At 58.4% G+C, this 12,786-nt stretch carries 8 protein-coding genes; 2 read left to right on the top strand and 6 right to left on the bottom strand.

All coding sequences use genetic code 11. The annotated features are described in order from the left end of the window. The first annotated feature begins 907 nt into the window (after nt 1-907). Nucleotides 908-1,168: a DUF2188 domain-containing protein gene (locus ACQZ5H_RS24390; protein WP_112717245.1), complete on the top strand. Its 261-nt coding sequence runs from the start codon at nt 908-910 to the stop codon at nt 1,166-1,168. Beyond that, entirely contained in the window at nt 1,165-1,539 is a 375-nt protein-coding gene (locus tag ACQZ5H_RS24385) for a GFA family protein (RefSeq protein ID WP_112717243.1), read from the top strand. Before ACQZ5H_RS24390 ends, ACQZ5H_RS24385 begins: the two co-directional genes overlap by 4 nt. 57 nt (nt 1,540-1,596) lie before the next feature. On the opposite strand, the gene ACQZ5H_RS24380 is transcribed toward ACQZ5H_RS24385, so the two are convergent. The 6 genes from ACQZ5H_RS24380 to ACQZ5H_RS24355 all read right to left on the bottom strand — a co-directional run bounded on the left by ACQZ5H_RS24380 (nt 1,597) and on the right by ACQZ5H_RS24355 (nt 12,599). Beyond that, nucleotides 1,597-1,851 carry a DUF2934 domain-containing protein gene (locus tag ACQZ5H_RS24380; RefSeq protein WP_449099175.1) on the bottom strand — a complete coding sequence of 85 codons (255 nt, stop codon included), beginning with the start codon at nt 1,849-1,851 and terminating at the stop codon, nt 1,597-1,599. Between the two features lie 719 nt (nt 1,852-2,570). Continuing rightward, nucleotides 2,571-3,788 carry a plasmid replication protein RepC gene (gene repC, locus ACQZ5H_RS24375; protein ID WP_449099174.1) on the bottom strand — a complete coding sequence of 406 codons (1,218 nt, stop codon included), beginning with the start codon at nt 3,786-3,788 and terminating at the stop codon, nt 2,571-2,573. Between the two features lie 154 nt (nt 3,789-3,942). After that, on the bottom strand, nt 3,943-4,944 hold the full coding sequence (gene repB, locus ACQZ5H_RS24370; RefSeq protein WP_449099173.1) for a plasmid partitioning protein RepB: 1,002 nt from the start codon (nt 4,942-4,944) through the stop codon (nt 3,943-3,945). A gap of 4 nt (nt 4,945-4,948) precedes the next feature. Continuing rightward, a complete protein-coding gene (gene repA, locus ACQZ5H_RS24365; protein ID WP_112717235.1) occupies nt 4,949-6,142 on the bottom strand; it encodes a plasmid partitioning protein RepA in 1,194 nt (397 codons plus the stop codon). A gap of 2,806 nt (nt 6,143-8,948) precedes the next feature. Then, nucleotides 8,949-10,850, bottom strand: a complete 1,902-nt coding sequence (treZ, locus tag ACQZ5H_RS24360) for a malto-oligosyltrehalose trehalohydrolase (protein ID WP_449099172.1) — start codon at nt 10,848-10,850, stop codon at nt 8,949-8,951. Between the two features lie 90 nt (nt 10,851-10,940). After that, on the bottom strand, nt 10,941-12,599 hold the full coding sequence (locus tag ACQZ5H_RS24355) for a glycoside hydrolase family 13 protein (RefSeq protein WP_449099171.1): 1,659 nt from the start codon (nt 12,597-12,599) through the stop codon (nt 10,941-10,943). Nucleotides 12,600-12,786 lie beyond the last annotated feature (187 nt).

The following is a 12,786-nucleotide window of genomic DNA, read 5'->3' as shown; positions in this document are numbered from 1 at the left end:
GCCCGCTTTTCTCTTTTCTCAGGACCTCCCGGCAGCAGCACTGTTCCGGCTTGGCTAATTTGCACGCGGGTAATGGCGACGCAGGCATCATTTAGGAGAAGGTCATCGTTTCCTCCCTGCGGTCCGGCGATGACCTCACCTAAGTTTCCGACGTGGCGATTGCAGCCCCGTTATCGCTTGGGGGTGCTCGTTTAACCTGACCCTCGCCGGGCAGTCCTCACGTATAAAAAAAGCCACCGTGGCGGGCGATGCGACGGTGGCCTTTTTGGCTAATTGCAGTCAGCCTTGAACGTGCGTGCTGGGTTAAAGCGATGACGTTCACGGCACAAACGAGTGTGGGCCTTGTCGGGTTCCATCAAGACGAAAAATTAGCGCCAGTGTTTTCACCCGCGCTAAATTGGATCATCCATTAGCAGTGCCACCCGACATAGGATGCGGGACATGAATGGCGGCCAGCCATACTCGCGACGAGAGAACCTGCGAAGGGCCTTCGTTTCGTCGAGGGACTGCCCGAGTAGGCGCTGTCTTGACGTCCGTCCACTGTCGTGCTCGGCCAGACCCCGAGCCACTTTAGACGCCGCTGAGGAGGACCTTGGAGGATAAAACGGACGAGGGCTCGCATTAAGCTCATCGCCGATATGGAGCTAAAGCGGAACTGGATCTTGTCGGACACGTTTCTCGCCATATGGAGCACAGAGTGAATCAGATGTGCCCCTATCCCGGACGCAAGGTGCAGAAGAACGACTTGGTGGACGCCTTCGACGCTTCCTTGGGAAGGATTACAGCGTCGAAGACTTGGCAACTGCCACCGCAGCCTTGATAGCGCCGATCAAGGACGCCCATTTGACTACGCTCGTTATGCTAAGCGAACCGAGCGCTTTCTTTGATAGTCTCAAGAGGATGACACATGAGCAAGATCACCTATCATGTCGCAGAGCACGACGGAGGTTTCGCGTATCGACTAGGCGAGGTGTGGTCCGAGTCCTTTGCCGACCATGATGCGGCGCTTGCCGCGGCAAGATCTGCTGCAGAGCGACAGCACCTGGAAGGCCGCGACGCCGAGATTTCATATCAGCTTGCGGACGGACGCTGGCAGACCGAGCATGCATCTGGCGGAGACCGTCCGGAGACCGACGTCGTCGATGATGCAGCGGAGAAGTCGGCATGAGAACGCTGGTCGGTTCCTGCTCTTGTGGCGATGTGAAGGTTGCGGTGCGCGGCGAAGCCCTGCGCACCGGCATCTGTCATTGCACCGACTGTCGTCAAGAAAGCGGATCGGCGTTCACGTTCTTCGGCGTGTGGCCCGCGAGCGGGTTCGAATTGAAAGGCGAAACACGTGAGTTTCGCGGTCGATCATTTTGCCCAAAATGCGGGTCGCGGCTGTTCTCGGCCAACGAACAGGAGGCCGAGGTCAAGCTCGGCATTCTGTCCGACGCGCCGACGCCGCTAAGGCCTGCGTACGAACTTTGGGTAAAACGCCGGGAACCCTGGCTAGCGCCGATCGCGGGGGCAGAGCAATATGACGAAGATCGACCATAACCGGTAGTGTGCGTAGGACAAGGATCGATCATCGTGGCTTCCAGTTGCTGGACAAGATCACTTGTTTTCGGAAGCGAGTTCGCCCGGCTTGAAGCTTCCCGGCTCGTTCGAACGGATTGCGTCAGAGGAAGTCTCGCTTCGGTCCGGCGGTACGACCCCGGCGCCTTGGTCCGAAGACCAGGTCTGTGGTGTCCCGCTCGATTTCGACCGGTGGGCCTCTTCGGCCTCGCGCCAATGTCGCTCATGCTGGCCTTCAGGGCGACCTTCGTCCTCCCACCGCTTGTATGCGTCCTTTCGAATGTCGTCGTCCATGATTGCCTCCTGTGGCTTATGATTGGCGGCCTGCTCCTGCGCCTTCAGGCGAGCCTTTTCGAACGTTCCCTCATCTCGTCGCGCCGTCGACGCTCTTCGGCCAGCGCTTCACGGCGGGTGAATTCGTACACTCGCTCGCAGCAAGCCGATTGGCCGCCGTCGTGGTATTCCTGCGTTTGCTAATTCCGTCCGTCATGGTTGCGTTCTCCGGGAGAGTAACGCGCCAACGAGCGGATCGATCAGTACGATCGCGTACTGAGCTTGCCTTCTTGCCGAGTTGGATCGATTTTTCTACGGGAATCGCCGGTCCAACCAACAGACAGCTTCACGGCGTTTTTCTCTTCGCGTTGTAGCGCACTTCGTGATCCTGTCCGCCGGCTACCTGGGCGCGGTCCTGGGCGCGGCCTCTCCGATGTCTTTTCCATGGTCGTCCTCATTACCGCCCAGAAACGACGTCGATTGAAGTTCCCGTTTGTGTCCAGCAAACGTGCCCTAGCGCCGTTGGGCCCGGTGGAAGCATCATCGCGTTGATTATCAGGTTGAGGAACGCTTCAGGAATATCTGCAACGTAGGGGCAGCCTTCTGAAAACAAAACATATCTTGGCGTGCGGAGAAGTGAAATGGCACTTAGTTTCCGTCATCCCTTCCTCAAGGTATAGGACTGCTTTTTAGTTTGCTTGGGCTTTCACCATCGGGCCCCACGGTCTGCATTGCGACTTTCAACTGTTCTGACGGCTACCTCGCAACAGTGCCTGGAGCATGGGGCCCGGCTGGAAGGAGCGATGCCGCGCTCGAAGGGTGAGGCCGCGCAGGTATCCACCCGGCGAGTTTATCCGCTCTGCGCCTTCAAGAATGCACGCCGTAACGATTGCCGCCCCTTCGGCACCCATAGCGAGGACCGCATCATGATAGGCCGAACGACTGATGCCAAGCATGGTGCGCACGATCTCTGTTGCAGCAGCGAGATCCTGCCAGTTTCGGACGGCTCCGTTCGGGCCATAGGAGTTCACTTGCGGGCATGCCTTCAAGACAGCGCCGAGATTAATGGCTGACGGCGCATATTCTCCGCCCCCCGTCTGAGTGACGAAGGTCTCCGGACCTGACTGCTGGATTTCTTCGTGGTGATTTGCGGCTTCAATTTCAAAAAGGGATTCTGGATCTGAATCCTGTATGTGGCGCTCACTCTGAGATTCATTGGCGCCTGTATTTTGTGCTTTTACATGATTTTCCAATTGGTTGACGACACCGGAGCGAATATCTTCGAGTTGACGCAATGCAGCCTCGACCTCCAGGAGAGTGGCCTGGCGAGGCAATTCATCGACAACGCGGCGGAACGCGCCAAAAAGCGATGTCCAGTCACCGGGGACTTCCTCAAGCGTAGCTGCAGCAATCAGTTTGCCGATATCACGGCGGCAGATCGAAAGACGTTCCTTGGCAAGGCGCAGGTGTTCCCGCTCGAGGCGCAGACGTTCGGCGACAGCTTCGATCTCATCGGCGCGGGCAAGCAGCGGGGCCAGGTTGAACCCGAAGGCCTCATCGATTTCCCCACCCTTTCCCCGCCGCGCATAGCGCTTTCCATTGGGACTGTCCTTGCGGGCAATCAGTCCGGCGTCAACGAGCATGGCCAGATGCCGGCGTAGGGTCGCTGGCGTCATGCCCCGGGCCCGGATAGAGAGCTGTACATTTGAGGGAAACACAACGAGGGAGGCACTGCCGGACAGCTCATCATCAGGCAGAAACGTCAGCAAGGCATCAAGAACCGTCAGCGCCCGGTCGCTCACGCAGAGATCACGGCGCGCCTCGCAGACCGATCTGAAGAGCTTCCACTTGTTGCGCCGGTGGTCCTTTGGCAAGGTACCGGCCTTGTGCTGTGCCAACATCATGGCAAGCGTCATCGGCCGCCGCCCAACAGGCGTCGTCACGTATGTCGTATCCATTTTTCTTTCACCTACGTTGAGGCAAAAGAAATCCGCTCACCAAAATGGCGCCAAGACTCTTGACTGTGATTCGGGGAAATGCGATTCTTGATTTGCTTAAGATCGAGAAGGGCTTCCACGACGGCGACGTTTGGGGGCCTTTTTCTTTTGCGCGTTACGCTCCTTGTTGCTGTTGGTATTCGGCGAAGAGCTGCGAAAGCCTCTCCTGCACAAATCGATCGAATCCAGGTGCGGCCTTGTTGTTGAAGACAAAAGTTGCACTCTTCGCTGATGTCTTCAGGGTGACGGGCAGGCCTGGAATTTCTGCGTTGGAAGCGGCCGAAACAGCACGCTGCTCCTTATTCTGTGCAATTTCGAGAGCTCTTTGGAACCGTTCCGGACTGCTCAAGGCACGCCAGTTGTCCGCGGACAACTCGGTCGCAATGGTCTCGCAATTGCTTGGGGTCAGTCTTTCTGCCAGCTCCGCCCAGCGTCGCCGGCCGACATCTGGAGCAGCGCCAATTGCCGTAAGGACGGCCATCGGAACCTGAGAGATGACCGACATCATCTTGGACAGCGCAGCCTTGTCGACGCCGAGAGACGCCATGATCACGTCGCGACCGAAGCCGCGTTCCTCCAGGCGTGCAGCAAACAATGCCCGCTCGATGAACGAAAGGTTGGTGCGGGCGCTGTTTTCCTGGCCTTGGCTGACCACCAGCTGTTCGTCGGTCAGTTCGCGAACAACGGCACGGACCTTGATACCGAGCATCCGCGTTGCCGCCAAACGACGATGACCATAGGCGACCTGGTATCTCGATTTGGCCTCGGGATGCGGCCTGAGCAGAACCGGAACCTGCTGCCCGTGTTCGCGAATCTGCTCGACGAGTTGTGCAAGTTCAACGGGATCGATTTCAAGTCGGTCGGCAACGAATGAGGCGTCAACGAGAGCCGGATCGATCTCGACGATTGTCTGTCCCTGTGCCAGCTGCCTTTCAAGGTCGGTGGCGCGCTCCATCTTCTCGGTTATGTTTCCGAGGGTCTTGGTAATGCCCCCGACAGGTGAGCCTGAGCGGACCGTCGGAGCAAGGCCGGCCAATGGCCGGCTGTCCCGATGAGGTGCCGGTTCGGGGCGTTCCCCGTTTGGGCTTGAAATCTCAAGCAGGTTCTTTCTCGACATTCACTTACCTCCTTCCCCAGGTCGACCGGATGTGGGCCTCGATTTCGCTATTGACGAGATTGAGGGAATCCAGTGCGCGATCGTAGGTCCCGCGGGTAAATTGCGCGCGGTCCACCTCATAGAGTGTCTGCTTCGTTACGCCGGCATCGGAGACAGCCGTCGATTTGAGCATCGCATTGTGAAGCATGCGATTGCCGAAGATCGCGCGCATGAAACCGGTCATCTGGCTCTGCGGTCCATCATTGGGCTCGAAGCGGGTCACGAGATACCGCATCCAGTCGTAGCTTGTGCGGCCCCCTGCCCTTTCGACCACGGACATCAGCTCGCTGGTCATCGTCAGGAACTGCGACATCGACATGACGTCGAGCATCTGGGGGTGAACGGTGATCAATACCGATGTCGCCGCGCAAAGGGCAGACATCGTCAAAAATCCGAGTTGCGGCGGGCAATCGATAATCACCAGATCATAGTGGCTTTCGATGTCCGTCAGTGCTTCGCCGATACGGGCAAAGAACATCGTCTCGGCGTTGCCCGATGCCATCGCGCGCGGCGTCTCGTGCTCGAATTCCATCAGTTCGAGATTGCCCGGAATAAGATGGAGGTTCGGCGTATAGGTCGCGCGCACGATTTCGGCGATTGGCCGCGGATCCTCGTAGCGGATAGCGCCATGGAGGGTTTCCCCCTCGCCGACATCTAACTCAGGCTGATGACCAAACAGCGCCGACATCGACGCTTGCGGGTCGAGGTCGATCGCCAGAACACGGTAACCTCTCAGTGCCAGATATTGCGCCAGATGCGCGGCGGTGGTTGTCTTGCCCGATCCGCCCTTGAAGTTCATGACCGAGACCACCTGAAGTTTTTCGGAGGCCTTGCGGGCGGGGATATATTTGGTGTTGCCGTTGCGCTGGTCGAGCGCATGGCGAATACGATCCATGTCCTCGGCGCTGTAGAGGCGGCGGCCATTGGCCAGGGGATCGGGGCCGTGGCCCTCGGCTGCAATCTGGCGCAGGTAGCCCTCGCCGATGCCGATGAAGCTTGCCGCTTCGGCCGGCGAGAATGTCCGCAGGGTCTTGCGTGCCAGCGGCGAAAAGATCTTCGCCTGGTGCTGCTGAAGCTGGTATGAGAGTTCCTGCGCATCTGTTGCCAGAAGCGAGGGGAGGTGCTCTTGATCATCCTGAAGGGCGAGACTCGGCTGCATAGTGTTTTTCCAATCAACTGCGCAAATGTTCGAATAGGGTGGAAAACTGCGCAGTTAGAGTATGCTCCGATTCGTTACCAATTTACAAACGCTTAACCATGACCTGTGGAGAGCCGATTTGATGGGCCATTCGGGCCAAGAAACGGTGTTCGCCACGCCCTGATTTGCGAGTTGTCCGCGGACAACTCGGCGGGTTGTCCGCGGCCCCCGTGAAGCGGAAACTCTGCGACAGGTCCGTTCCAGCCGGCGCCAGCGGCGATGCACCCCGTTCATCAATGTTGCGGTGGGCCGCGAGACTCCTGTCCAGTTCGCCTTGCAGAAAGGGCCGGTCCCACACGGGCGGCGAACGCTGGTGCCAGGCATGGCGAGCATGCCAGTCAGGATCAAGGATATTGCCGCTGAGCTTGTAGTCAGTTCTGCCCGGCGGTCGGCAGGACCTTTCAACTGCATTGGGTTGGTCCTGTCGTGGCCGATGTGTGGCGCTGAGTGCTGTGCGTCGCGACATCTGCGTGGCGGTGCGGCTCTCACCCGCGGGCTCGTCCCGCGAAATTAATAGGCGGCGACAGCAGATCGCATCAAGAGATCTGATCCTCAAGCCCCAAAGTTTCAAACAAGCAACCGCCCTCGCCGCTGCGCAAATGTCCACATCGTCGCGCGAAGCAGAATTTTGAGATGCGTCCCAGAAAGGCTTCGAGTCGGACACCATGACAATGGTTGGTGGCGGCGCCTTGCGTGGGGCAACCTCTACAAGATGGCGAAGATAAGCCGTGCCAGCGATCTCTGTTACGCGCTGGAAGCAGCAGCGGCCAGTGTCATTCGTCAGTAGGGGGCTGGGAGCGACGCGTTCCAGCGTCAGGCAATTGCGAACGCGCGACTTTGATGAGACGTCGGTTCGCGTTGGGGAATTTTGTATCGAGGCGGATAGGTGATCGCGCGGCTTGTTTTCTGCCAGCCGGCCAACCCGCCCCTGTGGCAAACCTCGGCCAGCGCTCGGAGCATGCCGGAAGAAGGTCACGCTCGAAACGGTCCCGGCACCTTGCGAAGCCGACATGTCGGGAAGATTGCTCGCCCGTTCCCAACCTTGCGAGCGCTGGTGGACTGTCAGCGCCGTTGTCCACCCGCCAAGATGTAAAGCAGCACAACAGTTGTCCGCGGACAACTCCAGTGCCCCAGTGATTGCGCTCATCTTGCCGATGCGACACCCACAATAGGCCGTACACACCGGCGCCACTCAGGATGCGATCTCTTCCGCGCCGGCGCTTGTCAGGGTCCAGTTGCGATCGCCATGCGCGCCGAAGCTTCTTCCTGTCTCAGTCGCGTCGCCAGAGGCCGTTGACGATCGCGACGCAGCTTTTGCGACTTTCCTGCGCCGTGCCAGAAAACAGAGGGCGCGTGAGACCGGCGAGGGGGCTCCCCTGGCATCGACGCGAGGATCGGTTCGCATCAGACCCGTCCGATGCTCGCAGCTGGATTGGCAGATCCAGAGCCTTCCGGCGGATGCCAATGCCCGTTCGGGGTTGACGAGCTGCGCTGGATGAACATTCAGGGGAGGGGATTTGCTGCGCGGGGGCGTCCGGCCTTGGAATAAGCCGCGATAAGAGATCCTGCGGCGCACCTGAATTGTGTGGCATCCGTGATGCGTTCAAGGCGTCCACCGCGCGGCTGGGGCAAGGTCCCGCGCGTAACGTCCCGCCACGGCCCGTAAGGGGTGCCTCGGCACGTGGGTCGTGCTCTGCGGCATGATTCATGCTGCTCCCAAGCATCCCACCTCCATCTCCTGGTGCCCGGCTGGCCGCCCCTTCGCCCTTATCCCTTGCCAGGTCGGTTCGAATGCCAAGGACATGCCGCTTGTCATTGACAATTCCGAGGTCACTTAACTCCTGGCGGCACTGCCTCACGGGTTGCCCGCGGGAAACATCTGTCGGACGCTCGATTTTCTTCTTGGAAGGCCTCCGGCTTGGTTCGTCGATTACACCGATATCTGCCTTCTTGATCGCAACGCCACCCGGCACCGGCCTTGTTGTTTCCCCCTGTTGATCTGCGCGCAAAGCCAATTTGGGCCAGGACTTTGCCCGGGATCTCGAACCCATTCCTCGCCGGGTCTTCATGGCAGACGCCCGCGGCGAGGTCGCGATAGTCGTTTTGCGTGCCGTTTGAAGACGTCGCCCACCTTTCGCGACCGGCACCGCAATCCTGCTGACGCCATTGGGTCGGGGGCTATCCTTGGCAACGCGTGGATCGGATATTGCGGACATTGGCCCTACGTTAGAGACGGTTCGGCTTGATAAATCCGTCGTCAACGGGTATGTTTGCCAGGTGCCAGCCTGGTTGGCCACGTGCGCCGCATGCCATGCACAGTACTCTCCAGCGATCGACTTCCAGGGCCCGGAAATAATGGCTGCGTAGGCTGTACGGGCAGCGGAAGAAAAGGCCGATATTGCTTCCGGCACGGAAAATAATGTCATTTCTTCAGATGGTTAATAGTAGAATAAACTGGGCAGCGCAGGATCAGAATCCAGCTGTGGTGCAGGCGTGAGCTGAGAACTGCAGATGGGGATTATGCGGAGCACAAGCACTTTCGCAAAAGACCCCGGGCGGTAGATGTGGCAAGCGAGTTATGCGGCTGGTTTTTCCCTCCCCCCCTCGGAGCTTGCCCGCGCGCTGGCGATCGAGTGGACAGAGGCGAAGTAGGGCCGTCAGCCGAGACTTCAGTCACAGGGTGAGGAGGGGGCGCCCGCCCATGCGGTTTCGCGGTGCTCACTCAGGCGAGGGGCATGATTCTCGGCGCATGGTACGGTCGGCTGTCTCATCGTGGCGCCGCCGCGACAGGGCGAAACAACACGGCGCTATCGGCGCATAAGGTCCAGCGATGCAGCAGGTCGATCGGCTTTCTGCCGGATCCGCCGTAGACAAACTCTTCGCTCGCCCACTCCACTGACCATCGTGTTCCCGAAGGCGCCGCCAAAAGCGGATCTGCACGGCTCATGACTGGGAGATCCTGGCCCAAGTTAACGATCAGCAGTCTCTCGTCCAACGGGTCCGGGGAAAAAAACCGCAACAGGAAAGCCGACTGAGCAAGAACGCTTCCATCGACGTCGCCGTTGCCGGCTATTGCTGGCGTCTGCTGACGCAGAGCAATGAGATCCCTGTGCAACGCTATGACATGCCCGCTGGATTCGGTCTCCGACCAGTTGAGTTTCGAGCGTTCAAAAGTGCTCGGTTGAGCCGGATCGGGCATCCATTCGACGAAGCTATCGTCCTGCAAGCTCGGGAACTGTTTGAGGAAGTCGATCCGCCCGTTGCGCACAAGGTTCGCGAGTTCGCCCGACTGATCGGCGAAGTAAAAGAACGGACTTGAGGAGCCGAACTCCTGGCCCTGAAACAGCATCGGCGTCTGCGGACCCAAAAGGAGCAGCGCCGTCATCGCCCGGACCCTTGCGGGTGACGCAAGCTTGTCCATACGGACGCCCCTGCCGGAATTGGCGATCTGGTCGTGGTTTTGCAGAAAATGGACAAAAGCGCTGGGACGTAGGTCGAAGCCTGGCTGCCCTCGCGGCGCGTCCTGCCAATCATATCGTTGACCCTGGAAGAGATAGCCGTACTTCGCAGCAGAAACGAATTCTTGTGCGCAGCCCAGATGGTCGTGGTAATAGGCTTCATTGCGTCCGGTTAGCGCGACGGTCGCGGAGTGGTGGAAATCGTCATTCCAAAGCGCATCGAGACCGTAACCGCCCTGTTCCAGGCTGCGCACCAGACGGGTCTGCTGAGGCTCGTTCTCCGCCACGAGGTATATCGACTTGCCTTCGCCGGCCCGGCGCGCCTCCCGGGCAATCACCTCCAATATATGCTCGTCGCCTTCATCGAAGAGCGCCTGTGTCGCATCCAATCGCAAACCATCGAAATGAAATTCATCGATCCAATAGGCAGCATTTTTCGCGAAATATTCGCGCGCACCGGCACTGTTGGGACCGTCGAAATTGATCGAGCTGCCCCACTCGTTGGCGTAGCGATCCGTGAAGTAGTCCGGCGAAAAATCCTTAAACCGGTCGCCGGCACCAAAATGGTTATAGACGACATCCAGAATAACCCCAATTCCGTGTTTGTGGGCCGTCTCGACGAAGAAGCGCAAGTCATCGGGCGATCCGTATAGGCGTGTCGGGGCATAGGCCAGAACGCCGTCATAGCCCCATCCGAACGATCCGCAAAATTCATTGACCGGCATCAGCTCCAGGCAGGTGATGCCGAGTTCTTTGAGGAAGGGAAGCTTCTCGGCCGCTGCCCGATAGCTTCCCTCAGCCGTGAACGTTCCAATATGCATTTCATAGAGCACCTGACCGCCTGGGCTGAGGCCCGTCCATTCGTGATCATGCCAGTCAAAGTCTCCCGGATCGACGACCATCGATGGACCGGTGGGCCCGTCGGGTTGAAACCGCGACGCCGGATCTGGGGCAAGTTGGTCACAGCTTCCCAGCTTGAAGCGGTAAAGGGCGCCCGGCCTGAGGTTATCGACTTCGATTTGGAAGTAACCGTCATGCTGACGACGCATGTCGAACGTCTGTCCCTCGTCAAGCACAATTGTCATGCTGTCCTGTGCCGGTGCCCATACGCGAAAGGACACGCACGCGCCGATCGGTTCAGCGCCGATCGGATATCGCCGGTTTTCCCCGATCTTTTCGTTACCTGCCAAGACGTCTTGATTGGCGCTCATGTTTCACCCTCCAACAATGGACCACGAGCATCAGACAGCCGTGCGCGGGCGTTGGTCGTAACCATGTTGCCCGGTCATTGTTCCATTCGCCTAGGTTCGCATGACAAGAATGGCAAAAGCCTCATATGGCTGGAGTTCGACGACACCGGCTAACCGTGTGACGGGCGCATAATTGCTGATCAGGCATTGACCGGAGACGAGCAGCTCTTCCGGCAGTTCGACGGTTATGATGCGGGCGGAAAAACTGGCGACCACCACCATGAACTCGTCGCCGAGCCTGCGCGAATAGACGAATACATCAGGGTGATGGTCCAAGTAGGACTGGTAGCGCCCGTGTACGACGATGGGACTGTTTTTCCTAAGCGCGATCAGCTTGCGATAGTGGTTCCAGATGGAGTGTTCATCAGAAATAGCCTGTTCCGCGTTGATCACCGTGTAGTTCTCATTGATTTCAATCCAGGGGATGCCAGTGGTGAAGCCGGCATTGGCCTCAGGCGTCCACTGCATCGGCGTGCGGGCATTGTCCCGGCCATTTTCGTTGGCACCCTTGATGAAGTCTTCGGGCGAAAGGCCGGCTTCCAGGTGCAGACGGTGCATGTTGAGGGTTTCGATGTCCCGATACTGCTCGATCTTCGAAAACGGCACGTTGGTCATGCCGATTTCCTCGCCCTGGTAGATAAAGGGCGTTCCTTTCATCAGATGCAGAACCGTTGCCAGCATCTTGGCCGATTCGACCGGATAGCCTTTGACGTCTCCATACTTCGACACAGCCCGCGGCAGATCGTGATTGCCCCAGAAAAGGGAATTCCAACCGTCGTCGGCCAGCGCATATTGCCATTTGTTCAAAACGGATTTCAGCCTGATCAGATCGAACGGCCGCGAGCGCCACTTGCCGTAGACTTCATCCCATTGCTGCGTCACATGCTCGAACTGGAAAACCATCGAAAGTTCATTGCGGTTCCGGCCGGAGTAAAGAAGTGCGGAGCCGGGTGTTGCGCTCCATGCTTCGCCCACAGTCAATATATCGCGATCCGCAAAGGTCTGGCGGCGCATTTCCTGCAGATAGGTGTGCAAATGCGGTCCGTCTGTGATGACTTCGCGATCCACCTGCTTGCCGATATAATCGATGACGTCCATGCGGAAGCCCGCAATGCCGCGGTCAAGCCACCAGTTCATCATCTTGTAGATCTCGTTACGGACTTGCGGATTTTCCCAGTTCAGGTCGGGCTGCCGCCGTGAGAAGAGATGAAGATAGTATTCGCCGGTTGCGGGATCGAGTGTCCAGGCGGGGCCCCCAAAGGACGAGGTCAGGGAATTCGGGGCAGTCCCATCGGGGCGGGGCTTTCTCCAGATGTAGAAATCACGGAAGCGATTATCGACCGATTTTCTCGCTTCAACAAACCATGGGTGTTCATCAGAGGTGTGGTTGACGACCAGATCCAGTACGATGCCGATGCCGCGTCGCCGCGCCTCACTGACGAGACGGTCGAAATCTGCGAGCGTGCCATATTCCGGGGCGATGTCGGTGTAGTTGGAGATGTCATAGCCGTTATCGTCCATCGGCGACGTGTAGATCGGGGAAAGCCATATGATCTCGATACCCAGTGTCTTGAGATATTCAAGCTTTGAAATGATGCCGCCGAGGTCGCCGACGCCGTCACCATTGCTATCGGCAAAGCTGCGTGGATAAATCTGGTAGATTGTCTTGCGTTCCCACCACCTGTCGGTCCGTTTGCTGTCGTCGGCCATGGAAGATCCCCGCGGTGTCAGAGTAATTGCTGAACAAAGATCAGACGCGAAGAAGGTTCCGGCTATTCCGGCAAAACCTTGCCCACCGTTTTGCCGCCAGCATTCTTTATGCGAGATCGCATAAACGGGTTTATTTCAAGAACCTACGAAGGTGGCACCTTGCATCTGCGGGCAAAAAGGAACGTCT

This window comes from Rhizobium sp. 21-4511-3d, from assembly GCF_053522545.1.
The sequence above is the reverse complement of the archived record's forward strand: the minus strand, read 5'-3'. Positions and strand labels throughout refer to the sequence as shown.